The organism is Mesorhizobium sp. WSM1386, from assembly GCF_055901595.1.
The window spans coordinates 3,144,758-3,167,129 of sequence record NZ_CM148373.1 but is presented as its reverse complement, the minus strand read 5'-3'; the positions used below and the strand labels follow the sequence as shown (position 1 = coordinate 3,167,129).

At 63.3% G+C, this 22,372-nt stretch carries 33 protein-coding genes, 1 pseudogene and 1 riboswitch; of the genes and pseudogenes, 12 read left to right on the top strand and 22 right to left on the bottom strand.

Annotated elements, in window-relative coordinates; genetic code table 11:
• The first annotated feature begins 32 nt into the window (after positions 1-32).
• Entirely contained in the window at positions 33-788 is a 756-nt protein-coding gene (locus AC0NIH_RS15640) for a hypothetical protein (protein WP_473465333.1), read from the top strand.
• Positions 789-853: 65 nt separating this feature from the next.
• Here the strand turns inward: AC0NIH_RS15640 and AC0NIH_RS15635 are convergent, their stop codons facing one another.
• The 4 genes from AC0NIH_RS15635 to AC0NIH_RS15620 form a co-directional block, all read right to left on the bottom strand.
• Positions 854-1,870, bottom strand: a complete 1,017-nt coding sequence (locus AC0NIH_RS15635; protein ID WP_473465336.1) for an ABC transporter substrate-binding protein — start codon at positions 1,868-1,870, stop codon at positions 854-856.
• Positions 1,863-2,630 carry an ABC transporter ATP-binding protein gene (locus tag AC0NIH_RS15630; RefSeq protein WP_473465339.1) on the bottom strand — a complete coding sequence of 256 codons (768 nt, stop codon included), beginning with the start codon at positions 2,628-2,630 and terminating at the stop codon, positions 1,863-1,865. Before AC0NIH_RS15630 ends, AC0NIH_RS15635 begins: the two co-directional genes overlap by 8 nt.
• Positions 2,627-3,475: an ABC transporter permease gene (locus AC0NIH_RS15625; RefSeq protein WP_473562703.1), complete on the bottom strand. Its 849-nt coding sequence runs from the start codon at positions 3,473-3,475 to the stop codon at positions 2,627-2,629. Before AC0NIH_RS15625 ends, AC0NIH_RS15630 begins: the two co-directional genes overlap by 4 nt.
• Before the next feature lie 13 nt (positions 3,476-3,488).
• Entirely contained in the window at positions 3,489-4,097 is a 609-nt protein-coding gene (locus AC0NIH_RS15620) for a YkoF family thiamine/hydroxymethylpyrimidine-binding protein (RefSeq protein WP_140576230.1), read from the bottom strand.
• A riboswitch (TPP riboswitch) is annotated at positions 4,088-4,201 on the bottom strand. (Overlaps the previous gene by 10 nt.)
• Before the next feature lie 184 nt (positions 4,202-4,385).
• Here AC0NIH_RS15620 and AC0NIH_RS15615 point away from each other — a divergent pair.
• Positions 4,386-4,700: a hypothetical protein gene (locus AC0NIH_RS15615; protein WP_023779785.1), complete on the top strand. Its 315-nt coding sequence runs from the start codon at positions 4,386-4,388 to the stop codon at positions 4,698-4,700.
• A gap of 69 nt (positions 4,701-4,769) precedes the next feature.
• On the opposite strand, the gene msrA is transcribed toward AC0NIH_RS15615, so the two are convergent.
• Together msrA and AC0NIH_RS15605 are read right to left on the bottom strand one after the other, a co-directional pair.
• Positions 4,770-5,288, bottom strand: coding sequence for a peptide-methionine (S)-S-oxide reductase MsrA (msrA, locus tag AC0NIH_RS15610; protein WP_473465345.1), 519 nt, complete (start codon positions 5,286-5,288; stop codon positions 4,770-4,772).
• Positions 5,289-5,478: 190 nt separating this feature from the next.
• Positions 5,479-7,131 (bottom strand): glycosyltransferase family 39 protein, encoded by a 1,653-nt coding sequence (locus AC0NIH_RS15605; protein WP_474025267.1) that lies wholly within the window; start codon positions 7,129-7,131, stop codon positions 5,479-5,481.
• Between the two features lie 90 nt (positions 7,132-7,221).
• Here AC0NIH_RS15605 and AC0NIH_RS15600 point away from each other — a divergent pair, with 90 nt between their 5' ends.
• Positions 7,222-7,929, top strand: coding sequence for a hypothetical protein (locus AC0NIH_RS15600; RefSeq protein ID WP_473465350.1), 708 nt, complete (start codon positions 7,222-7,224; stop codon positions 7,927-7,929).
• A gap of 102 nt (positions 7,930-8,031) precedes the next feature.
• On the opposite strand, the gene AC0NIH_RS15595 is transcribed toward AC0NIH_RS15600, so the two are convergent.
• The 7 genes from AC0NIH_RS15595 to AC0NIH_RS15565 form a co-directional block, all read right to left on the bottom strand.
• Complete coding sequence (locus AC0NIH_RS15595; protein WP_473465353.1) at positions 8,032-8,430, bottom strand: GNAT family N-acetyltransferase; 399 nt, start codon at positions 8,428-8,430, stop codon at positions 8,032-8,034.
• 240 nt (positions 8,431-8,670) lie between these two features.
• Positions 8,671-8,988 (bottom strand): hypothetical protein, encoded by a 318-nt coding sequence (locus tag AC0NIH_RS15590; RefSeq protein ID WP_473465674.1) that lies wholly within the window; start codon positions 8,986-8,988, stop codon positions 8,671-8,673.
• Between the two features lie 85 nt (positions 8,989-9,073).
• On the bottom strand, positions 9,074-9,268 hold the full coding sequence (locus AC0NIH_RS15585; RefSeq protein WP_473465355.1) for a hypothetical protein: 195 nt from the start codon (positions 9,266-9,268) through the stop codon (positions 9,074-9,076).
• Positions 9,253-9,492 (bottom strand): ABC transporter permease, encoded by a 240-nt coding sequence (locus tag AC0NIH_RS15580; RefSeq protein WP_473465358.1) that lies wholly within the window; start codon positions 9,490-9,492, stop codon positions 9,253-9,255. The genes AC0NIH_RS15585 and AC0NIH_RS15580 overlap by 16 nt, the downstream gene beginning before the upstream one ends.
• A complete protein-coding gene (locus AC0NIH_RS15575; RefSeq protein WP_023768179.1) occupies positions 9,489-9,611 on the bottom strand; it encodes a hypothetical protein in 123 nt (40 codons plus the stop codon). Before AC0NIH_RS15575 ends, AC0NIH_RS15580 begins: the two co-directional genes overlap by 4 nt.
• A gap of 1 nt (position 9,612) precedes the next feature.
• The gene (locus AC0NIH_RS15570; RefSeq protein WP_473465361.1) at positions 9,613-9,780 is read right to left on the bottom strand and encodes a hypothetical protein; all 168 of its coding nucleotides are present in this window, start codon (positions 9,778-9,780) and stop codon (positions 9,613-9,615) included.
• 2 nt (positions 9,781-9,782) lie between these two features.
• The gene (locus AC0NIH_RS15565; protein WP_473465363.1) at positions 9,783-10,493 is read right to left on the bottom strand and encodes a glycoside hydrolase family 108 protein; all 711 of its coding nucleotides are present in this window, start codon (positions 10,491-10,493) and stop codon (positions 9,783-9,785) included.
• Between the two features lie 29 nt (positions 10,494-10,522).
• On the opposite strand from AC0NIH_RS15565, the gene AC0NIH_RS15560 reads away from it, so the two are divergent.
• Positions 10,523-10,759, top strand: a complete 237-nt coding sequence (locus AC0NIH_RS15560) for a hypothetical protein (protein WP_156934519.1) — start codon at positions 10,523-10,525, stop codon at positions 10,757-10,759.
• Positions 10,760-10,962: 203 nt separating this feature from the next.
• Entirely contained in the window at positions 10,963-11,736 is a 774-nt protein-coding gene (locus AC0NIH_RS15555; protein WP_198028496.1) for a glycosyltransferase family 25 protein, read from the top strand.
• Here AC0NIH_RS15555 and AC0NIH_RS15550 read toward each other — a convergent pair.
• From AC0NIH_RS15550 to AC0NIH_RS15525, 6 genes and pseudogenes are all read right to left on the bottom strand, one after another.
• Positions 11,733-12,122, bottom strand: a complete 390-nt coding sequence (locus AC0NIH_RS15550) for a hypothetical protein (protein ID WP_023768183.1) — start codon at positions 12,120-12,122, stop codon at positions 11,733-11,735. The two genes, AC0NIH_RS15555 and AC0NIH_RS15550, sit on opposite strands and share 4 nt — an antisense overlap.
• The gene (locus AC0NIH_RS15545) at positions 12,122-13,933 is read right to left on the bottom strand and encodes a hypothetical protein (protein WP_473465367.1); all 1,812 of its coding nucleotides are present in this window, start codon (positions 13,931-13,933) and stop codon (positions 12,122-12,124) included. Before AC0NIH_RS15545 ends, AC0NIH_RS15550 begins: the two co-directional genes overlap by 1 nt.
• A gap of 11 nt (positions 13,934-13,944) precedes the next feature.
• Positions 13,945-14,232: pseudogene (locus tag AC0NIH_RS15540) on the bottom strand (terminase large subunit domain-containing protein); the annotation flags it as partial.
• 245 nt (positions 14,233-14,477) lie between these two features.
• On the bottom strand, positions 14,478-15,242 hold the full coding sequence (locus AC0NIH_RS15535) for a terminase large subunit domain-containing protein (RefSeq protein WP_473465370.1): 765 nt from the start codon (positions 15,240-15,242) through the stop codon (positions 14,478-14,480).
• A complete protein-coding gene (locus tag AC0NIH_RS15530; RefSeq protein WP_023768185.1) occupies positions 15,130-15,525 on the bottom strand; it encodes a hypothetical protein in 396 nt (131 codons plus the stop codon). Before AC0NIH_RS15530 ends, AC0NIH_RS15535 begins: the two co-directional genes overlap by 113 nt.
• Positions 15,518-15,928 carry a hypothetical protein gene (locus AC0NIH_RS15525; RefSeq protein WP_473465373.1) on the bottom strand — a complete coding sequence of 137 codons (411 nt, stop codon included), beginning with the start codon at positions 15,926-15,928 and terminating at the stop codon, positions 15,518-15,520. The genes AC0NIH_RS15530 and AC0NIH_RS15525 overlap by 8 nt, the downstream gene beginning before the upstream one ends.
• A gap of 542 nt (positions 15,929-16,470) precedes the next feature.
• Between AC0NIH_RS15525 and AC0NIH_RS15520 the strand changes: the two genes are divergently transcribed.
• The 3 genes from AC0NIH_RS15520 (at position 16,471) to AC0NIH_RS15510 (ending at position 18,362) form a co-directional block, all read left to right on the top strand.
• On the top strand, positions 16,471-17,286 hold the full coding sequence (locus tag AC0NIH_RS15520; protein WP_473465376.1) for a class I SAM-dependent methyltransferase: 816 nt from the start codon (positions 16,471-16,473) through the stop codon (positions 17,284-17,286).
• Between the two features lie 433 nt (positions 17,287-17,719).
• Positions 17,720-17,974 (top strand): hypothetical protein, encoded by a 255-nt coding sequence (locus tag AC0NIH_RS15515; RefSeq protein ID WP_224685290.1) that lies wholly within the window; start codon positions 17,720-17,722, stop codon positions 17,972-17,974.
• A gap of 82 nt (positions 17,975-18,056) precedes the next feature.
• Positions 18,057-18,362, top strand: coding sequence for a hypothetical protein (locus tag AC0NIH_RS15510; RefSeq protein ID WP_013894492.1), 306 nt, complete (start codon positions 18,057-18,059; stop codon positions 18,360-18,362).
• A gap of 24 nt (positions 18,363-18,386) precedes the next feature.
• Here AC0NIH_RS15510 and AC0NIH_RS15505 read toward each other — a convergent pair whose 3' ends face one another.
• Positions 18,387-18,815, bottom strand: a complete 429-nt coding sequence (locus AC0NIH_RS15505; protein WP_473465380.1) for a DoxX family protein — start codon at positions 18,813-18,815, stop codon at positions 18,387-18,389.
• 647 nt (positions 18,816-19,462) lie between these two features.
• Between AC0NIH_RS15505 and AC0NIH_RS15500 the strand changes: the two genes are divergently transcribed.
• From AC0NIH_RS15500 to AC0NIH_RS15490, 3 genes are all read left to right on the top strand, one after another.
• A complete protein-coding gene (locus tag AC0NIH_RS15500) occupies positions 19,463-19,642 on the top strand; it encodes a DUF3606 domain-containing protein (RefSeq protein ID WP_013894490.1) in 180 nt (59 codons plus the stop codon).
• 83 nt (positions 19,643-19,725) lie between these two features.
• On the top strand, positions 19,726-20,169 hold the full coding sequence (locus tag AC0NIH_RS15495; protein ID WP_473465383.1) for a GFA family protein: 444 nt from the start codon (positions 19,726-19,728) through the stop codon (positions 20,167-20,169).
• Between the two features lie 103 nt (positions 20,170-20,272).
• The gene (locus tag AC0NIH_RS15490) at positions 20,273-20,509 is read left to right on the top strand and encodes a DUF982 domain-containing protein (RefSeq protein WP_013894488.1); all 237 of its coding nucleotides are present in this window, start codon (positions 20,273-20,275) and stop codon (positions 20,507-20,509) included.
• Between the two features lie 121 nt (positions 20,510-20,630).
• Here AC0NIH_RS15490 and AC0NIH_RS15485 read toward each other — a convergent pair whose 3' ends face one another.
• Both AC0NIH_RS15485 and AC0NIH_RS15480 read right to left on the bottom strand, forming a co-directional pair.
• Entirely contained in the window at positions 20,631-20,765 is a 135-nt protein-coding gene (locus tag AC0NIH_RS15485; RefSeq protein WP_023768191.1) for a hypothetical protein, read from the bottom strand.
• Between the two features lie 88 nt (positions 20,766-20,853).
• Positions 20,854-21,147, bottom strand: a complete 294-nt coding sequence (locus AC0NIH_RS15480; protein WP_023768192.1) for a hypothetical protein — start codon at positions 21,145-21,147, stop codon at positions 20,854-20,856.
• A gap of 150 nt (positions 21,148-21,297) precedes the next feature.
• On the opposite strand from AC0NIH_RS15480, the gene AC0NIH_RS15475 reads away from it, so the two are divergent.
• Positions 21,298-22,185 (top strand): alpha/beta fold hydrolase, encoded by an 888-nt coding sequence (locus AC0NIH_RS15475; protein ID WP_473465387.1) that lies wholly within the window; start codon positions 21,298-21,300, stop codon positions 22,183-22,185.
• The last annotated feature ends 187 nt before the right edge of the window (positions 22,186-22,372 follow it).

Here is a 22,372-nt window from a genome sequence, read left to right as displayed (position 1 = left end):
GGTCGGCGATGGCGCGTTGGAGAGGCTTGGGCGTGACGGCGGTCGCCGCTTTGTCTTTCGTTGCGGTAAAGATATTGCCTTGGGCGCTCGGCTTTGCCGGCGGCAAATATCTCTACCAGACAGTGGCGGGCTCGCCCGATTCGCAGACCCTGACCACAGCTCAGGTGAGCGAACAGATTCAGAGCCAGGGAAGCCAGATATTCATGGCAATCCAGCAGGAGTTTCCAGACGACTATGACGCCGTCGTGGAAAAGATCACTGCCGTGGCCAGACTTGGAAACGTGGAGCAAGTGCGAAACACGAGCAGGATGGCGGTCGCCAGCCTCAGGCAAAAATATGCATCCCTGCTGTCTTCGTCCCCAGACGGCAATGCCGCCGAGGCGCTTCGTGCACAATTGGCCATGCTCAACCATGTCATGGCGCGGGAAACCGCAATCACTTGCAACAACTACCTTCGCAACGGGCCGGACGCGCTCAGCATGCCGGATCAGGACTTCCTGGCCGACATGGACAAGATCGGAGCCACCCTGTTCCACGCCTTCGGCGCGGCGAAGAAGAGCGGTCTGGCTGCCGCTTCAGCCAGCGAGGAGGACTGGTCACTGCTGGCCGACGCTTTCATCAACGCTGGCGGCACTCCCACCGAGATGAATGCCATTGCCAATGTCAGCCCGGAATTCGAAGGTCTCTGCCCGGCAGTCGAGAAACTATATACATCCGCTCTTTCGCTGCAGGGCGAGCCCGGGCGGCACGTCAAAACAACTTTGCTCTATGAGATCGCCCGGAATTAGCCAAGTTCTGCGCATCCGCGCGATTGATGAGGACCCATCAGTTCCGAGAGCTGGATTGGCCTCCCCTAGCCCAAAGTTGAATTGCTGAAATACTTCGTGAAATCAGGGCGTTGCGTCAGAACCTTGCCATCGGCGTCGCGCAGAATGCCCGCAGTGAAAAGATAGTCGCCGATCGCATCCATCTTGACCGGATCCATCGTGCCGGTGGCGCCGTTTTCCGCGCGCAGATAGTGCCCGTCGATCAGCACCTTCAGCGAGGCCTTGATCAGCGCCGGATTGGTCAGCGCATCCTTGTTGGCGGCGATGAGCAGCGCGGCCGCTTCATCGGGATGCTCGACGGCGAACCGGTAGCCACGCTGCGTCGCCTCGATGAAGGCCTCCGCAAGCTTAGGGTTCGCCGACAGATACGCCTCGCTCGACGAGATCAGCGTCGTGTGCTCGTCGGGCACGCCATAGTCGGCATAGACGAAGCTGCGCTGATGGACGCCTTTGAGTTCGGCCTCGACGCCCTCCCAGGTCAAAACCTCCAGCGTGAAGTCGACGGCGCCGTTGGCAAGGGCTTCGTAGGCGGAGGTGCCGAGCGTCACCGTTTCGAAATTGCCCTTGCCGCCATCGTGGCGGATGATGGTCGAGATCAGCGCGTTTTCCCAGGCGCTGCCGAAACCGCCATAGGTCAGGCCGTCAAGGTCCTTCGGGCTCTTGATGTCGCTGCGCGCGGCATTGAACACCAGCCGGCCGGTTTCGGATTGCACCACGGCGTAGACAGCTTTCAAGTCCGCTCCGGCGGTTTTCTGGGTGAACAGGCTGAGGGTGCCATTGACGCCGAAATCGGCGACACGGTTGGCGACCAGCGTGCCGGCGCCGGTATCGCTGTAGGGCAGAATGTCGACCTCGAGGCCAGCGCCCGAATAAAACCCTTTGTCGCGGGCGACGAACAGCCCGATGTGGTTGGTGTTGACCGTCCAGTCCAAAGCGACGGTGATTTTCTGCATCGCCGCGAAAGAGCGGCCCGGTCCGGCGATCAGCGGAAGGCCGCTGGCGAGGGTAAGCAGCAAGGCCTGCCGGCGCGTCAGATCAGTCATGTTGATGTCCTTTGGAGGGTTGAGGGTTAAGCAAAATGTCGAGGATCTCGGCCTCGAGTGCGATGGCCTGGCGCGCGGCGGCACCGGTCGGGTCGCGCGGACGCGGCAACGGCACCTTGGTCTCGCGCAGCACACGGGCCGGGCGCGCCGACAGCACATAGATGCGGTCGGACAGGTATACGGCTTCGCGCACATCGTGGGTGATGAGCAGTGCCGTCCAGCGATGGTGCCGCCACATCTGCTCGAGCCAGCGCTGCATGGCGGCGCGGGTCAGTGCGTCGAGCGCGCCGAAAGGCTCGTCGAGCAAAAGCATGTCGCGCTCCTGCACAACGGTGCGCAACAGCGCCGCGCGCTGGCGCATGCCGCCCGAAAGCTGCGCCGGAAAATGCCGCTCGAAGCCGGCAAGTCCGAATTCGGCGAACAGCGGCGCGACCCGCGCCCGTGCTGCCTTGCGCTTGATGCCTTGCACTTCGAGCCCGAGTGTCGCGTTGTCGAGGATGCGCCGCCACGGCATCAACGCATCGCGCTGTGGCATGAAGGCAAAATGCCGGCCATGATCGTCGAGCGGCGCGCCGTCGAACAACATCTCGCCTTCGCCATGTTCGGCGCCGGTCAGAAGCTGGAACAGCGTCGACTTGCCGGCGCCCGAAGGCCCGAGGATCGAGACGAATTCGCCGGCACCGACGTTGAGCGAAATGTCGGCAAGCACGTCGAGCCCGCCAAACGCCTTGCGCACATGTCGCAATTCAAGCCGGCTCATCTTCGCGCCGCCTTTGCCGCGGCTTGCTTGCCCGCGGCCCGTTCCCAGGGCATGGCAAAGCGCTGCAGCAGCACCGTCAATCCGAACAGGATGAGAGTAAGCGCGGCGCTGACGCCGACGGCGGCCAGCACCAGGTCGGGGCGAAAATTGTTCTTGGCGTTGAGCATGTAGATGCCCAGCCCTTTGGCGGCACCCGCATATTCGGCGAAGATGGCGCCGACGACGGCATAGGTGATGGAGATCCGCAGGCCAGCGAAGAAATATGGCAGCGCCGAAGGCAGCCGCGCCAGCACGAAGACGCGCCAGCGCCCTGCCCCCATGGCACGAAGCATCTGGCCGATCTCGGGCTCGGTTGCCTCGTAGCCTTCGACCAGCGCCACCAGCATCGGGAAGAAGGTGACCAGCGCCACCAGCATGATCTTGGGCGCCAGCCCGAAGCCGAACCACAGCACCACCAGCGGCGCGATCGCAACCAGCGGCAAGGTCTGGCTGACGATGAAGACGGGAAAAAGCGCGCGCCGCAGCGGCTGGAAGAAGTCGACCAGCATCGACAGCGCGAAAGCGGCGCTGAGTGAAAAGACGAAACCGATGAGCGTGGCGCGGATAGTGGGAACTGCGTTGTCGACCAGCGCGTCACGATTGAGCATCGCCTGCTCAAAGACACGTGAGGGCGCCGGCAGCGTCGTCGGCTTGATGCCGGAATAGGTAGCGTAGAGTTCCCAGGCCACGAGCAGGAACCCGACCGACATTATGGCCGGCACTGCCTTGGCGAGAATGCCCGCGAGGTGATGCGGGCGGCTGAATGACGATGAGACCACGAGAGGACAACCTTGACGGTCGCGCATTGGCGCGAGCGGTTCAGACAGCGGTGGGGCTGTTGGCGGAAACCGTGACGTCGAGGGTTACGTGGCCGGCACCCGGCCCGAAGCGGCAGAAAGCTTCGTTGAGCGCCGAAAAGATCGCGCCCGTATCGCCGCGCAGCTTGGTGCAGAAATTCTTGGAGCGATCGTAGACGCCGGACTGTTTCAAGAAATCGATGCAACCATAGATCTCGTCCATGTGGTCGCCGGTACCCATCACATAAAGCGAGAATTGCGCCGCCGCCGGCTGGCCGGTGGCGACCGCCCCATGCACGGCTGCGATGGCGGCTTCCTTGCGCGGGCCGAGCGGCCCGACAGGCCCGCCGAAGGCCTCGGAGCGGCAGATCGGATCGTCCGGCTCGCCTGGGCAGCCACGCGAAATAGCGGCTGACAAAACGCAATGCTTGCCGCTGCGCGCGGCCGCCACGAACAGGTCGCGCAGAGCCGGGAACAGCACTTCGGGCGGCCCGACCAGCAAGGTCGAGATGTCGTCGGTCTCGATCCTGAGCCGGTCACGATAGGGATCGAGCGCACCGAGTGCGCCCAAAATGACGCCGACGAAATCGTCGGCCATGGGATATAGGGAAATCTGTGCGCCTGAAAACATAGCCCGCCTCGCTCCGCTGGTATTACCCAGATCAGCTTCTAGGGTCTGTGGGCTTGCCGCCCCCGTCTCAGCCCCGACCGTACGGAGCACCCCTGTGGATGGGCGCGTTAAAGCACCATTCGACCGATTGGGGAAGCCGTTTTTTTCAGCGAACTGCGCCAAAAGCATTGCGCCAGAGCGGGAGCGGTTGGCTCTGCCGGCGCGAGAATTTATCGGGAACCTTCACCAGACCGAGCGGTTGTCCTACCAGTCGCTACGCGACGAGTTCACAGAAAATGGAGACAAACCATGTTCATGAGAATCCTCGCAGCTTCGACGCTCACCATCGGCCTGGCGACATCGGCCATGGCGCAGAGCAATGGCACAAGCGGCACCGACGGAGCCGGTAGCGGCAGATCGGTCACGGTCGATCCTAATACGCCAGCTTCGCCGAACACGGTCGACCCGTCGGTGACCAACAGCACGACTGGCACGCTGGATGATATGAATTCCAACGCGGATCGGAATTGCCCTGCCCATCCACAGGGCGCGCAGCCCGATGCCAATGGCACGTCGCCGGGCACCACAGCGCCGACGGTTAACGACAACCATTGCGGCAAGTAGGATTTGCAATGAGAAGAAGCCGCGGAGCGCTCGCTCCGCGGCTTCTCAAATCCTGTCGTATGGCTGAATCTATGGCACCGCTTTTTCTCGAACCGGCAGCTTCCAGCCTGGCCTGACGAAATGGCAGGTGTAGCCGTTGGGATATTTCTCCAGATAATCCTGATGCTCCGGCTCGGCCTCCCAGAAGGCACCAGCCGGCGCGACTTCGGTGACGACCTTGCCGGGCCACAGCCCAGAGGCATCCACGTCGGCGATGGTGTCCTGTGCGACGTTCTTTTGCTCGTCGCTGGTATAGTAGATCGCCGAACGGTAACTCATCCCGACATCGTTGCCCTGTCGGTTGCGTGTCGTCGGATCGTGGATCTGGAAAAAACGCTCCAGCAGCGTCCGATAGCTGATCACGGCCGGATCGAAATTGATCTCGATCGCCTCGGCGTGCGTGCCATGATTGCGATAGGTGGCGTTTGGCACATCGCCGCCCGAGTAGCCGACACGAGTCGAGATGACGCCGGGATAGCGCCGTATCAGATCCTGCGTGCCCCAGAAACAGCCGCCGGCAAGCACTGCGCGTTCGGTCGAAGTCGCCATGTCACCTCTCCTCAAAAAGCAATTCACGGAAAAACGGACCGCGGTTCCGTCTTGAATTGCACGACAACAAATTGGATTTCCCATAAATGGGCATTGTCGGGGACTTCGTCCAGTCGCCCGAACGCGGCGCTGGCAGTGCGTGCGGCCATGCACCGAAGAAATAGCACGACGCGGAACGGGATCGTGGACTTCAGCTGTGCGGTTGTCCAGTCGGGCCGTCGACAGCAACCGGCAGGCGCGCGCCGGGCGGGATGGCGGCAAAACTGATCGCCACCGGCGGCGCCTCTTGCGACCAGTTGAAAAGGACGGTCTTGACCTGAATGTTGTCCAGCCATGCGTGCAGCTGCGGTGGCACGCGACTGCCCGGCCAAACCATCAGCATGCCGTGGTCGTGCAACCGCTTCGGTGTGATCCAGGGTGCGAACCGCATATCGAGGTCGGTGAAAATCGACGGCTTGTCATAGGCATTGAGACCCGCCAGCATCGCCAGATTGGTGTCGCCGCCGACGATGTCGAGTCGGCCGGGCACAGCCGCGTGCCAGACCGCCTCGGCCTCGTCTGAGATCGGTCGTGCCGGCCAGCAAACGGCGTCCATGCGCCCGCGCACATTGCAGTCCGTCCAGCGGATGGCCGCATAGGCGCCTGACATGCCGATGATGCAGATGAATGCGCAGATCGTCAGTTTTCGCATCTCTGTGGCGCCAAGCCGATGGCCCAAGAACGCGAGCGCGACGACGCCGACAAGATTGTACATCGGCGCGCCCCAGGCTTCGCCGGTGCCGGTAAACAGCGAGGCGACCATGACCAGCGCCGCGGGCCCAAGGCCCATCCACATGAGATAAACACGCGAGCCGCGCTCGACGGGCTCTTGCGGAGCCGGCGAGTGCCGCAGCAGCCCTGATATCGCCAGCACCAGCAAAAAGCCGGAGAGCCCGGCCATCTGGACACCGGCATAATAAAGGCGCGCTCGGTGTTCGGTCACCCATTCGTCACGACCGGCGAAATAGGTCAGCGGCAGGAAATCGATGCGGTAGAGTTCGACGGCCAACGGCATGGCGACGGCGAGAAAGACGGCAAGGCCAAGCCACGGCCAAGGTGTCTCCAGCCGGCTGCGCGCGCGCGCATCGGACAACAGCCACAGAGCGCCGAAGGCAAGCAGCAGGCCGGTGGAGAATTTGGCATAAAGCCCGACGCCCGAGACCAGCCCGAGCGCGAGCCACCAGCCCGGCCCGCCACCACGGCCCGCGCGCCAAAGCAGCCAGCAGATCGCCGCCCAGAACGGCATCTGCGCATAGTCATGATTGAATTGCGGGGTCGGCCAGCCAAAGAAATAGACCGACGGCATCAAAAGTACGGCAGCCAGCGCCCGGCTTTGGCCCAGCATGTCGCGGGCCAGCAGATAGACCAGGATGAAGGTCGCGGAGATGGTCAGCTGGGCGAGCAGATATTGCGGCCAGCGGAACGATCCGGTCAGAAGATGGCTGGTCTCGAGCAGCCAACCAGGGAGCTGCGGGTGCTTGTAGGTCAAAAGCACCCATTCGCGGCCCCACATGAAGCCCTCCACGACATCGCCGGGCGGCGCGGGATCGACGAGCGCTGGCACCACCGTCCAGCACAAGATCTGCGCCAGACACAAAAGCGCCAGCAAATACCAGGGTTGGCGAAGCAGGCCGGACCAGACAGATAACGAACTCAAACCCGGGGCAGGCAGCCCCGCCGGCACCCAGCGATCCAAGGAGTCATCGATCCCCACCATGCGGCGCTTAAACCACATCGTCCGGTTTGCCGAACAGCCCAAACACCAAAGCTTACAAAAATGTATACTTGCGTGCCATTGCAACACCAAGATTGAACTGGAATTTCAACGCTCTGCAGCCCCCCGCCTTCTCAAGGCACATGGCCTGAAGGCCCTGCCTGAACATCCGGATTCCAGATGCGCCATCAACATGCCGTCATTCACTACCGTGCGCTCGACTTCTGGCTGGCGCGCGCAGCCGTTCTCGTCATCATCTGCCTGCAGCTTCTGGTCATCAACAATCTCTCATTCGGTCCGCGCTGGCTGGCGCCGGGACTGGAAGCGGCCCTGCTCGTGCCGTTGTCGGTGGCGACGGCATGGACACAGGTCGTCACCAGAAAAGCGGTCGAGGACCACGAATGGCATGCGATCGGCCAGTTTCGCGCCATGATCCGCCGAACCGCCCTGGCCATGACCGCTGTCATCAGCGTCATGAATTGCGGCTCGCTGGTCTTGCTGGTGCGTGCCTTGCTGGAGGGACATGCCGGCAGCAGCGGCACGACACTGCTGATCGACGCTCTCAACATCTGGGTGACAAACGTCATCGTCTTCGCCTTGTGGTTCTGGAGCACCGACCGTGGCGGCCCCCCGACCTGCGGCCTCGTCAAGCTTGCGCAGGCCGATTTCCTGTTTGCGCAGATGACGCTGAACGACCGTGAGTTTAGCCAATGGCTGCCGGGCTTCGTCGACTATTTCTTCCTAGCCTTCACCAATGCGACGGCGTTTTCGCCGACCGACACCTTGCCGCTCTCCCAGCGCGCCAAGCTGCTGATGATGGCGGAAGCCATGATTTCACTGCTGACGATCGCGCTGGTCGCGGCCCGCGCGGTCAACATTCTCGCCTAGGGTAAAAGCGCGAAATAGCCCGCTCCGGCGAACCGGAGCGGGCTATTTCGTCGTCTTCGATGGTCGCGATGCTGCGCTTGCTGAGCTTGTAGCTGTTGCCGCTCAATCCGCGCCGAGGTCGCGTTCGAAGACCACCTGATCGCGCAGCGGAATGCCATTCACGAGCAAGCCTTCGGGATAGCCGCTCGACGGCCCGAACGCATCCTGCACGATGCGGCACATCCGAAAACCCTGTCTCTGGTAAAAGCGCAAATTGCCGATATCGGCCGTTGCGGTCGAGACGATCAGGCGTTGGCCGTTGCGCTCGCGGCAGCGGGTAATTGCCGCTGTGACAAGGGCCCGCCCCAATCCCTCGCTCTGCCTTGCCGGACGGACCGCAAGGCTCTTGAGTTCGAAGACACCGCCCTCGCCCGTCTCGATGATCTGCACATGGCCGACGATCCGGCCGCCCTCGCGAGCGACCATCACCTCGCCCAGACCGATATAGCCGGAAATCTGCATGGGAGAATCGTCTGCCAGCGCAAACAGAGGCCGCAAAGCCTCGCGGTTTCCATCGTATCGTTCAATAAGCATTCATAAGTCCGGACTGGATCAACGCCACCGCGAGTTCGGCATTCCTGCGCTGGGATATAGCAGCGGCTGGCCAGGAGCCACAAATGCAAAAAGCCCGCCCGGCGCGAGCCGAGGCGGGCTTTGGCTTGATCGAGCCGTCGGATGCGGGATTCTCAACACCGAGCAAAGTTACTCCTCCGGCGCCGGCTTGAACTTGCGCACGATCACCTCGAACAAGATATCCGATATCCACATGGCGCAGACACCGATGAGAAAGGCCGCCGCCAGCGTCGTGGTGTCGTCATTGGCCAGCGGCAGGCCGGTAGCGCGGGAATATTGGACCACGGGCAGCGTCAAATAGGCCGCGGCCAGAGCGCCGCAAATTGGCGACGCCACCATTTCGCGCAGCTTGTAGCGGTGCCGCGACAGCGCGCGCAGGACACCGCCGGCAAGACCGGCGGCGACGACAGGTCCCTTGATGCCCAGCAGGTCGAAGAGATCGTGCATCATGTCACCAACCTTCTTACGGAAGTCAAAGATCGACTCGGCGCCAGCTCGCCGAGCAGCCCTGCCGAGCGAAGCAAGACAACAGTCAAGGCTTCCACCCGCACAGTTTTTCGCCCTTGCGGTTATGTACCAGCAGCGCCTTGACCTCGGTGTCCGACAGCGCGTCCACGGAGGTCGTCGACAGGCGCAACGGGCTGGACACCGCACAGAACTCACCCTTGACGGTTGTGCACCCGGCCATCGCGGCCAAGACCGACGCCAGCATCAATCTCTTGCCCATGATTTGAGCTCCTTCCGGGCGGCGGCGGCCGGCAGCGCGCCGATATCGTTCTGGACCTGGTCGGCGACATCGCGCGCCGCGGCCTCGGCGGCGGCCTGCCTGGCGCGCTCGCTGCGTTCGCCGGCGAGCCGCTGGTGGACACCCCACCCGAGTGTCGCGAGGATGGCGGCACCGATGCCCAGAGTGGTTGGATTGCCTAGCAGAAAGGCGAGAAGCGCGCTCATCGCGGCATGCCCTTGGCATAGAGCGACAGCACCCATGCCGCCAGGCCGCCAAGGCCAACGACAGCAATGCTGACGGCGGAGGCAATCAGGACATCGCCGATGGTGATAGCGTGGTCCATCTCATGCCCCCCGGTTTGGGACTTGATACACGCCGCCGGCCACGAGAGCCCCGACGATCAGATCGCGCACGATATCGGCAAGGCCGGGGATTTCCACGCCAGCCTGTTGCAGGCCGATAAGCGTGCCGATGCCGACAAGGGCAACGATGAATTTCGCATAGCGTGCCATGGTCAGTTCCTCTTGAAGATGGCTTTGGCGATTGCGTTGAGCAGCCGCCAAAGCCATCTGGTTTCGACGGTTGCAGGTGCTCCGGTCGGGGTTGGAGCAGGATGGATGATCTCCGGCGCGGCCGGAGGCTCGGGAGCAGCGGGAACCGGCGTGGACGCCTGCGGAACCGTGGCTGGCTGGGCTGGCGTCGGCGGGGCTGGATGTGCCGTCATCTTGAGCGCATCGGCGCGAACCGACCTGACCCGGTCGCTCCACCCCTTGCCAAACGTGGCCCATGTCGGCAGGCGCTTGAGAAACGCCAGCCGCGCGTCGCAAAGCTGGTCAATGACGACGCCCGCCGGTTTTGCCCTGGCCGCGCCGAGCGTGGCCGGCCCGATGCGACCGTCCTGCACGGCACCCACCGCGGCCTGTAGATATTTGGCTGCCCTGCCCGGCCCACTGTTTACGGCGAAATCGAAGACAGCGTAATCGACGCCATCGGGCAGTTCGGCACCGAGCACCGCGTCCCAGTAGAACCGCCGATAGACGGTCGCGACCTGGTCATCGCTGATCTTGCGCAGATCGGCCTTGATGGCATCCGCTCTGACATAGCGGCGGAAATTCGCCAGCGTCACCCCCTTCATGGTGGCGCCGCCCGGATCGGCCGGATTGTCCGACCAGCCCCCCTCGGATTTCAAGACAAGCGCAAGCGCCCGCGCGAAGTTGCGGTCCATGGGGAGTTCCTTTCGGAGGAATTTGGATAATGATCGGCCAGGGCGTGAGCCGAAGGGGTTTTACGATGGGGATGATCAATCAAATGGCGACTGGGTGGCGCTGCCCAAGCCGTGGTCGGAACTGCGTCGCGGGTTGTGCGAGCAAGTCGCCACCAAAGCCAACAAAATACACACTTACGATGGCGGGCAGCTTGTGCGCATCGATGGCAAGCGGCGCCAGCCATGATGCCGACCTCATCATGAACGCGCTGCGCAAGCCGAACTGATCGCCACATTAATCACAAGCATTCGAAGCTTGGCCCAACCGCCCGCGATACACTCACGCTCGCAGAAGTTGACTGTCAATGGCCATCCGTATAGAGCTGAAAGTGGCGGCAAAAACTACCTGTGAACTTCACGATCATGTGGGGACGAAGTAGAAGTCGCTGATTTGCTTTCATGCAGTGCGGGGCGACAAGTGAAGTGTTTCGTGATCAATCTTGACCGGGCAATCGATCGCCTTGCGGCTGTCACGGTGGAATTTTCGCGGATCGGAGTTGCCTTTGAGCGCGTTGCCGGTGTTGATGCACGCGCTGGGGCTCCGCTCGCGGCGCCCCCTCTGACAGAGGCGGAAGTCTGTTGTTTTCTCAGCCATCGGCGCTGCTGGGATATCATCGCCGACGGGCCTGATCAGTATGGTGTAGTGTTCGAAGACGATGTCGTTTTCAGCCACGACGCCGGATCCATGCTTCTCGATGACAGTTGGATTCCGCTAGACGCAGATTTGGTCAAGATCGAAACATTCTACAACCGCGTGAGAGTTGGTAGTCGGCACACACCGGCCAAGAATGGATACTCCGTAACGCGACTGTTCGGGCAGCATCTAGGCTCATGCGGATATCTGATTTCAAAAGGGGCTGCCCGAAGATTGCTCAAGAGCACGATGCGTCTTAAGGCACCGGTTGACGTCGCACTCTTCAGTCCGGGACAAATGACGAGCGCGCGCAGTAACATCTACCAGCTGATGCCAGCGCTCTGCGTCCAGGCTCTTTTCATTTCTGGGAATACCGCTTCTCCGACCCAGATCCAATTCACACCGCCACTCCACAGAAACAAGCGGGCAATCGACAGAATCCGGGTCGAGGCCACCCGTGCCTTTGGGCATCTTCGAAACTGGAGCTTTTTCGCGACCGCAGCGGTCGATGCCGTGCCGCTACGCTTTGATAGGGCAGCAGCCGAAGCTGCCAAGCCTCCCGTCGTTTAGGGCGCGAGGATCGCTGCCGGATCGAGCCCCAGCGCCTGCACAAGCCCAACGACGTCCGGATCATCACAGTAGACTACCGGGTGGCCCGGCGCGAACCAACGCGCGAAGTAGATCGGGTTTGCTGTCAAAGCTGCATAGACGGCGCCCATCATGCCGGCGTCGATGATGCGTGCCTGGACAACGGATTTCGCCACCTGCTGGCGGGCCGGCGGGGGCGGCACATAAGGTGCAACCGAGGAGTCCTTGGTAATCTCTTTATAAAGCTCCCTACCGAGCGGGTCCGGATCATCCAGCGACGCGGTGAAGGGTATCCACCCGAAATCAGCGTGATCGATCTCCACGTCAATGGTGCCGGCCTGGTTGTAAGTAGCGTTGCGGTATTCCATTACGAGACCCTCAAGAATACTGCCACGCCGGCAGCACCACCAGTAGAACTAGTCGCGCTCATACACTGCCAACTTCCAGGTGGAGATGTAGTGCCGCTAGGGTTACCGCCGGCATGTGAATATTTAAGCGTGCTTCCCGCAACCACCTGACCGGTGCCCAGGGATGCAGCCGGACTGGTCGCGCAGAGACTGTAAGTACCGATACCGCCTGCCACCAAGGCGGCATTGCCCGTGCTATAGTTTATACTGGACGCGACAAAAGCCGTGGTCGCTAGTTGCGTGGTGTTGGTGCCTGGCGCGGCGGTGGGAGCAGCGGGCGCCCCGGTGAATGTCGGACTGGCGATCGGGGCCAGCAGACCGAGTGCCGCCGCAATCTCCGCCAGCGTATCAAACGTCGCTGACACCCCACCCAGCACGACATCGATCGCCGCCTTGACAAACCCCGTCGTCGCAAGCTGCGTCGTGTTCGTGCCGGGCGCGGCTGTCGGGGCGGCTGGAACACCCGTAAACGTCGGGCTGGCCTTTGGCGCCAGGCTCGACACCGCCACGCCGCTGTCCTTGGTGATCTTGCCCGTGGTACCATTGAACGTGGCGATGTTGTCGGCAACGGCCGACGCAGGCCCGGCGATCAGGTCGCTCGCCTTGATGCCACTGTCCTTGCCCGCCTTGCCCGTTGTGCCGTTGAAGGTGACGATGTTGTCGCTCACCGAGGAAGCCGGCCCTGTGAAATCGCCTGCTCCAAGCCCATCCACCCCCTTGTCCCCTGCCCGGTCGAACATCAGCCAGATGCCGCCTGCCGTTGTCGGCAAGGCGCCGGAGCCGCTGACATAGGCGAGCGTCAGCTTGCGGTAGCCGCTGCCGTCCACCACCGTGCCGGTGACGTTGTAGATATAGGAGATGGCGGCCGATGCCTTGGAGCGCAGCGTCAGCTGGCCCTTGATGGTGTTGGTGCTGTCGTCGAACGTGTCGAGAATACCGTTCACCGTGGCGCCGCCGGCGTCGAGATTGTCGATATAGGCCGCGGTCGCCGAGGCGGCGGTCGCATTGTTCAGCCGCAAGGCGCCGTTGCCCGGGTCGGCATCGGCGGTTGTTGTGGAGAAGGTGTAGCTCAGCGCCGCCACCGAATTTGCCGCCGCCGTCGCCGAAGTCGCGGCGTTGGTGGCGGAGGTTGCGGCGTTGGTCGCCGAGGTCGACGACGCCGTGGCCGAGCCCGAGGCCGCACTTGCCGAGCCGGCCGCTGCGGTGGCCGAATTGCCGGCATTGGTGGCGCTGGTCGCGGCACTGGAGGCGGAGCCCGAGGCCGCACTTGCCGAAGTGCCGGCATTGGTGGCCGAAGTCGTCGCCGTGGAGGCGGAGCCTGCAGCCGCCGTGGCGGATCCGGACGCGGCAGTTGCCGAGGTGCCGGCATTGGTGGCGCTGGTGGCGGCCGCGTTCTTGGAGGCAAGCGCCGCCGCCGCGCTGTTGGCGGCGGCCGCTGCTGCCGCCGTGGCATCGCCCAGCGTGTCTTCGGAGAGGAAGAAGGCGAGCGTGATGGCATCGGTGCCGATCACCGGGCTCAGCGTTTCGAAGGCATAGACGAAATCGGCCGAGACGGCGCCCTGCTGCACATGCACCGTGGTGCCCTTCTGCATGGTGCGCGCGGTGCGCGCGTCGGCAGCGCGGAACCACTGGCCCTCGCTCGCCGTATAGATGCCGTTCTCGCTTGCGTCGGCCTGGTTCTTCACCAGCACGCGGTCGCCCACTTCGGTGGCCACGCCATCGATGGTTTGCAGCCCTGAGAGGGCGATGTTGGCCGTGGTTGCCAGGCGCACGGGTTCGCGTTGGTGACATAGACGACATCGGCCTCCGTATCCCAGGCGAGCTCGACCGCGGCCGACGGATGGTCCCAGCCGAAATCGAGCGCCCCTAGCCTGGGCCAGTAGCGCGGCAGCCGGAACGGCTCGCAGGCGATCAATTCCTCCGCCACCGGAAAGATGCGGCCCGAGCCCAGCACCGGAATGCCGCGAGCGCGCGCCTCGCGCTCATGCGCGGGATAGGCGGCAACGATCGCCGCGCGCTCGTCGGGCGAATAGTGCGCGGCATCGTCGATAGTCATGAAGGTGACGTGACGGGACATTGCGGGGGGCCTGAATCAGCTTGGGAGAGATGTCGTATCAGTTTGGTAAGGCGAGATTTTCCGAGCGAGCGCGGCGGCCTTGCCTTCCCCCCTTGCGGGAGAAGGTGGCCGAGCGAAGCTCGGTCGGATGAGGGGTGCTCCAGCTTGGCAATGACGGTGCGGCCAGCACCCCTCAACCGTCTCGGCGCTGCGCGCCGATCCACCTTCTCCCGCAAGGGGAGAAGGGAAGACAGTACCCTTCACCCCTTCCCCATCCCCTCCACCTCCCCCGCCGACAGAAACAACAGCACCACATCGCTCATTCCGAGCAGCGGCGTGAAGGTGACGATGGTTATCCCGCCCGTCGCGTTGGTGCGGGTCAGGCCTTCTGAATAGATGTCGAGCGGCGGTTCCTCGTCGAACCAGACGCCGTGCAGGGTCTCGCCCTGCCATTTCTCGCGGCCCTTCTCGAAGCTCTTGAACGACAGCACGCTCTCGCCGGCCTGCACGTCGCCGCCGCCGCCATGGCGCACCACGACGCTGTCGAGCGCGCCCGGTGCGCCGCGGCCCATTGTGGTCTGCAGAATAGCATCGGCCGGGATCATGCCGGTGCCCCAGGCCGCCTGCTGCTGCGGCGGGCCGATGAGCACGCGTTGCGGATTGTCGCGCGTGCCCTCGCCGGTGACGCCGGCGGCCCACAACCGCACGGGCGTGTCGAAAACCTTGCCTTGCCACCAATCGGGATAGCGGCCGGTGAGGTGCATCGCCCATTCCGCGCCGCCGGCCCTGGTCTTGCCGAGCTGGTTGCCGGCCATGAACAGCCGTTCCCGGTTTATCGCACCCGCGGCATGGAATTCCGCCTGCCTTGGATAAGGCTTGTATGCCGCCAACTGATTGGTGCGGCGCCGGCGGTCAAGCTCCGCCAGCAGCGCCAGATATTCGGTTCTGGCCGAGGTCAGCGGGCTCTTCGAGGAACGGCCTGAGGACGGTTTCGAGGGCGCGGATGCGGCTGCGGATTTCCTCATCGCTCAGCCCGTCCAGTTGGTTGATGGAGACATCGAAATCCTTGGGCAGCACCGAAAGCACGATCTTCAGATATTGGTCCGGCTTGTCGGCCCGCACCTCGGCGATGACGCCGGCGCCATGGGTTCGGAAATCGGCGCGCACGGCGGTGAGAAAGTCGTCGCCCAGCGTCTTCTTCGCCCGCTTCGGGCGGGGCTTTTGGACAATCGCCGGGCTGGCGGCAGGTTTACGCCTTGCCGGCCTCGCCTTGCGCCGCGCCGGCACGGCATCGGCCTGGTCAGTCATCGGCGTGCCCCACGGTGTTGGCGTCGCCGGAGGAAACCGCCGCCTTCGGCAGCGCCGGTCTGGCCCGCCTCGCCGGCTTTTTCGAGCGGGCGATTTTCTTCCTGGCCTTCCTGGCGCGCTTCGGCCTTGCGGCCTCGGCAGGCTTCGCCGCCCGGGCCGGTTTTGCAACACTGGCCTGTGCCTTGAGCCTCGCCATGGCGAGCCCGACAGCGCGGCCATCGACGCCAGCTTGCGCGAAACAAAAGCCGCCGGCCGCATCCCGCTCCATGCCGACCAGCACGCCGGGCGCAACCTGCTCGACCCGGCCCAGCCGCGCCTGCGGCGCCGCGCCCTCGAATTCCCCGATGGCGCTGACAACCTCGCGGCCGTCGTCGCCGGTGATGATGGTGGCGTAGCGTGGCATGGTTCGTCTCTTGCGGAAGGCGTGTGTGGTTCGAGATGTTTGATGAGAGAACTTGCGTTCCTTCGCACCCCCCTCTGTCCTGCCGGACATCTCCCCCGCAAGGGGGGAGATCGGCCGCAATCAAAGGTTCCGCCAATCTCCAATGTTAGCATCTCGCCAGTTTCTTGGCCGAGATGTTCTCTGGCAACGAAGGAAGAAGAGCGCCGCCAACGAAGCTGCCAATCTCCCTGCTTGCGGGGGAGATGTCCGGTAGGACAGAGGGGGGTGCTGTCCCGCCAACGTTTCAATCTCGAAGCAAGGGCTGCTTTCGCTTGACGGAGAGCCAGAATCAAAAACCCGCCTCGGGGGCGGGTCGTTGGCGCAAATCAGCACCATGGACAAATATGTAGCATAGCTGCCCTCACCCGGTCAACGATTTTCTGAGAAAAAATTCCTATTTCGTTTTCCCCGGCAGCGTTGCCCTCGAGGCCCCTCGGGTCGCCCGCCCCGTTGCCTAAAGCATCCATTGATGGGAAGCTGCGCATGAGGATGGAGGACGCGCCGTGAGCAACGTCACCACGCACTACGGCAGCGACGGCATAGTCGAGCGCATATTGGCCGCCATCCCCGATGCCAAAATCGACGCTCTCGATGCCAGGCAGCTCTATCCGTTCGACCAGCTTCACGGCCGCGAACTGATAGCCACGCAGGACCATGCCGCCCGCTTGGCGCCTTCATCTTCCGACCGCATCCTGGATATCGGCAGCGGCATCGGCGGTCCGGCGCGGTTCCTGGCCTCCACCTATGGCTGCGCCGTCGACGGCGTAGATCTGACAAAGGCTTTTGTCGACGCGTCCGCCCAACTGACCAAGCTCAGCGGGTTGAGCGAGAAGGTCCGCTTCCACGAGGCGGACGCGACCAGACTGCCTTTCGCCGACGACACGTTCGATGCGGCGATCTGCTTTTATGTCGGCATGAACATCGCCGATAAGCCCGCAGTCATCGGCCAGGCTTTTCGCGTGCTCAAGCCAGGAGGCAAGTTGATCTGGACCGAAGCGGTGCTTGCTGGCGGAGAGCCGTATTATCCCTTACCCTGGGCGGTCTCACCGGCGACGAGCCACCTCGTCGACCGCAGTGCCCTGAAAACCCTGTTCGTGGACGCCGGCTTCCGGATCGACGAAATCATCGACGAAACCGGCGAACACGTCGAACTGGCGCTCAAAAGGGCCAATTCCGGCATCTTGCCCTCGCCCGCCCAGCAGCAGGCCAATGAGATCGTGCTCGGCGCCGAATTCGTGCAGCGACGCAAGAACTACATTCGCGCCCTGAGTGAGGGCAAGCTCGTATCGCTGGTCGTGATCGTCTCAAAGACTGGCTGACCGGAACCGATCCGCCAGAGGCCCCAGAAGGTCGTCGCCAGAATCAAAAACCCGCCTCGGCGGCGGGTCGTTGGCGCAAATCAGCACCATGGACAAATATGTAGCATGGCTGCCCTCACCCGGTCAACGATTTTCTGAGAAAAAATTCCTATTCTGTTCCTTCGGCGCGGCGCCGAAGATGGAGCGGTATCGCTTCATGCGAAGGCTGGAAAACACAAAAACCCGCCTCGGCGGCGGGTCATCGGCGCAAATCAGCACCACACCGAAATCATAGCATAACCGCCCTCACCCGACAAACGGACCAAGCGGCCACCGGTGCCCGCCTTTGCCAGCCGGCTTTTCATCGGCCGGCACCTGTGAAATCATTAGGGGAAGCTCATGGAATGATTCGCGTCACGGCCTTTGTGGGAGAGGACGTTTGGACAGACCAGCCATGGCATCCGTCTTCAGGGTGCGACATGCTCCGGCAACGGTTTCCGGCGTGCGCAGCACCGGCCAGGGCCAGGCCGACCCTGTGATCCGGGTGCACTCGCTTGGCGAAGCGGTCCGCTTCGTCGCCAACGCTTTTGCCAATTACGACATCAGCGCCGTCGCCATCACCTGCGGCGATCCCTCTATCCCGCGCCTCGGCAGCCTGGAGGTCAAGGCGCTGTGGCGCGAATATGGCGAGCGCCTGACGCAGGAATAGACCCTGCCCGCCGCCGACCCGCCCTTCGGATCGGAAATGCCGCTGGTGCGTTTCAACTTCGGTCAATGGAGGGAAAAGCACCATGAACGTCGCCAACCTGCAACTCGAGGGCCTGCTGATGGCCGTCGCATCGATCAACCACGTGCTGGTTCGAAAGGGTGTGCTGACATCGGAGGAGATCGACATCGCCTTGCGCAAGGCCGAGGCCGGCGAGACCGGTGAGGAACGGTCCGGCGGCATGTCGGCGTCGAGCCGCGACGCCGTCAACTTTCCGATCCGGCTGCTGGAACTCGCCAATCAATGCCAGCCGGAAGCTGACATGCCGTCCTTTTCGAAACTGGCCCGCATGGTCGGCCAGATGAAGGAGCCCTACAACGACCAGATGTGAGGCCACGACCGAAGCCCGGTTGGCTCACGCCCTGCCCGGCCATCCCAGGTTCAGCGCCAGCGCCGTGCCCGGCCCATGCACCGCCGCGAACAGCAGCCCGGCCACGAAGGAAAAATGGTCGACGAAGAAGCCGAACTCGGCCTGGTTGCCGGCCCAGTGGCTCGGCCCGTGGAAGGCGAAGGCCAGGAACAGCACATAGGCGGCGGCGACAAGGGCTGCCTGCGTGAAGAAGGCGCCGCTCAGGAAACACAGCACCAGCGCGACCTCCAGTATCGCCGCGCACCAGGCGAGGAAGAGCGGGAACGGAAAGCCGGCGGTGGCGATGTAGCCGGCCGTGGCTTCCATGCCCATGAATTTAAAGGTCACCGCCATCAGGAACACGGCGGCGAAGATCAGGCGGGCGACGAGAAGGGCTGCGGTCTGCCAGGACGATTGGGTGGTTTGCGAGGGCATGGATTGGTCTCCAGTTTCATTCGCCCCAAAGGACGCGCCGCCTGGCGCCGATCCGACATGGCATGTGAAGTTTTTTCCAAAGCCTGCCATCGGATGTCGCAAAACCCCGCATAAACCGATTTCGGTCCATCGCTGCCAACACGCTCGCTCCAAGCCGCGAAACTTGTTCGTAACCATGATCGTGCTAATATTAAGCTGGGCTAATGCACTGGTGTCCAGTGCAGCGATTTCGGGTGGGTTCAAAGTGGGCGTGGGTATCAAGTTAAGGGCAAAATCTTATCTGGTCCGGTCACCGGTTCTGGAATGTATTGGCTGCGGCGGCACCGGGCAGGTGTTCCAATGCCCCCGCTGGACGAGTTCAAACGGCCTTTGCTGCCCGGCCGGCACGCACCAGCGCGGCTGTCCTGGCGCCAGCACGGGTTGCGCCGAATGCGGCGACGCCGGCAGCCACGACGCCGGACCGGTCCGCCCCTCGGCCTGAACCGGCGGCTTGCGCTCCGCGCCGGGCGGGCCTTGTGCACGCGTCCGCCGCATGTCATGGAACCAGCAGCGCCGATCGCTGTTATGTCTGACCGCGGCATCGCTTGCCGAACCACGGTGGTTCGATGTCCGCGCGACCATGCGGCTGACAGAAAGTGAGGCCCGGCATGCCCGACGATAAATCCAAGACCAAGCAGGACCGCAAGCTGGTTTCCAGCGAAGACACCTATGAGGTTGCCGCCTTCGCGCGCAAATACGGGATCCCGCAGAGCGAGGCCCAGACCATCATCAAGCGCTATGGCCCATCGAGGAAGAAGCTCGACAACCACATGGCCGCGCGCGGATAGGGCTCGTCGGTACGGTGAACTGCCAGACTGACGAGGCCAGGCAGGCGGGCGAAGCCGGACTGGCGAGAACGGAGGCTGCAACCATGTCCGACACGATACGCAGGACCGGCAGCTGCCTGTGCGGCGGCGTGCATTTCGTTGTCAGCGGCCAGCCGTCCCGGATTGGCCTTTGCCATTGCAAGGACTGCCGCAAGGCGGGCGGCTCGGTCTATTCGGCCTTTGCCATCTGGCCGCGCGCGGCCTTCGAGACATCGGGCGTCGTCGCCACTTACGGCACCCGCAGTTTCTGCCCGACCTGTGGCAGCCGGGTCGCGTGGGTCACCGACGACGAGGCCGAGGTGATGCTCGGCAGCCTGGATGTCGCGCCGACCGACCTCGCGCCCGAATATGAATTGTGGATCAGCCGGCGCGAAACCTGGCTGCATGCCTTGCCCGGCACTGAGCAGTTCGACCATGACAGGCCGCAGGCGCAGGACGCCGATCTGCCGCCGCCGACGCCTCTGTCGGATGCCATCGCGCGCGATTGAAACGCGATTGAAAATTGATCTATCGGGCTTGGAACCCTCCCTTGTCGGCGACGTTATCCGGCGCCCCTTTCGTGGCGGCATGCACCAGTCACGGAGACCACCGTTGAACGACAAGATCTTTCCCCGACCGGTCCACCTCAAATTTGCCCCCGAGCGGGTGCGCGTGGTGCGCAGCGCCTGGGAGGGCCTCGAATGCCTCGGCGACTGGCCGTTCGGCCACGGCCGGCGATACCGAGCGGCATTGCGCAGCTGTCGAGATGCCCTGGATGGCTGGGCGCCGCCGGCAAAGGCAATGCGGGCGATGATCGACGCCGCACGCGAAGCGCATATCCTCCAATAGCCCCCAACATCGCGAACCGATTCAGGTGCGCGCTTTAGATCTTTTGTTTTTATGCGTTCTATCAAAACCAAAGCCACTTTTGGGCGACAGGCATCGGCCTGTTTGTACGGCAAAGCCGTGATTACCGGGCCTGCGGATCGCCATTCACAATCGGGTGGGAAGCCTCGAACCCGGAGCTTTTCGGCGCCATCAGCATCAGGGCGATGACAATGGCGATCGAGGCGATAATCATGGCGGTGCTGGCGACATCTTTCACGACCGTCTCCTAAAATTAGCAGTTGCGAAAGAAACGTTCCGCCAACAGTCGAGTTCCGCCGCGCCACCTGAATACCGGCTTTGCCGCGTCACTTTGCCGGCGGTTGGGCCGGTACCTCGCCCGGCTTGATTACCGGGGTCTTGCCCTCGTCCGGAGCCGGAGCGGCCATGCCCTGGTCGCCGGTTGCCGGCGGCTTCAGCACCCCGCCGCAGTCGTCAAGCTTCTCCGTCAAATTGCCGTTTCCGGCCTGCTGCTTGGCGCCCGGATCCGTCTGGGCCCGGCATTTGTCGGTCTGCTGGGCAGGGTCCTGCTGCTGATTTGTCTGTGCTGCCGCCGGCACGGCCAGCATCAGGGCACATGATGCGATGACGAGAGATTTCATCTCGGTCTCCTTCTCTTACGGGCCGCGTTGCCGCGGCCTTCCCTTCGCAAGGACAACGCCTTTCAGCGAAAAAGGTTGGCAGCCAAAAGAGCTGGCATGGCCCCGCAACCAAATCAGGCTTCCGCCGTTGCGCGTGGCGGAGGCACCGCCATGTTCGATGATTTTCAAAGCACGAAGGTCGAGGTCGGCGAAGCCAGCCTGTTTGTCCGGCATGCCGGCAGTGGCGCGGCGGTTTTGCTCCTGCACGGCTTTCCGCAAACACAATTGATGTGGCGCGACGTGGCGCCAGGGCTGACCGACCGCTTCACCGTCGTCTGCGCTGATCTGCGTGGCTACGGCGCCAGTTCCTGCCCCGTCTCGGACGCGGACCACGCCCCCTATGCCAAGCGCGCCATGGCCGCCGACATGGTGGCAATGATGGCGAAGCTCGGATTTGCCAGCTTCATGGTCGCCGGCCATGATCGCGGCGGGCGCGTCGCCTACCGCATGGCGCTCGATCATCCCGACAGCGTCGACAAGCTGACCGTGCTTGACATCGTCCCCACGGCCGACGCCTGGGACCGGGCCGACGCCCGGCTGGCGCTCGGCTATTGGCCCTGGTCCCTGCTGGCGCAGCCCGAGCCTTTGCCGGAAAAGATCCTGGCGGCAGCCGCCGAAGCGATCGTCGACAATGCGCTGGGCGGCTGGGGCTCCTCGCCTGCGGTATTTCCGGCCGATGTTCGCCAGGCCTATGTCGATGCCTTGCGCGACCCCGCCCATAGCCACGCGATCTGCGAGGAATACCGGGCAGCAGCCACGCTCGACCGCAAGCACGATCACGCCGACAAAGCAGCGGGCCGAACGATCCGTTGTCCTGTGCTGGCGTTGTGGAGCGAACAAGGGGCACTCGCCGAGTGGTATTCCGATGAGGGCGGCCCGCTGGCCCTTTGGCGGGGCTGGGCCGAAGACGTGCGTGGCCAGGCAATGCCCGGCGGCCACTTCTTTCCCGAAGAGGCACCGGCGCAAACCGCGCAGGCATTGGCAGCCTTCTTCGGCTGACAGGATCCAGGCTCCTAGCTCATCCGCACCCCCTGGCGGGGCGCTGTCCGTCCGAATCGCCTTGTCCTGCTTGCGCCCCTTGTCCTGCTTGCCCCCCTCTTGTCATGCTTGCCCCCTTGTCATGCTTGCCCCCCTTGTCATGCTTGAAAGCATGTTTGACCCTCAGCGAGGTTTTCCCTCATCGTCG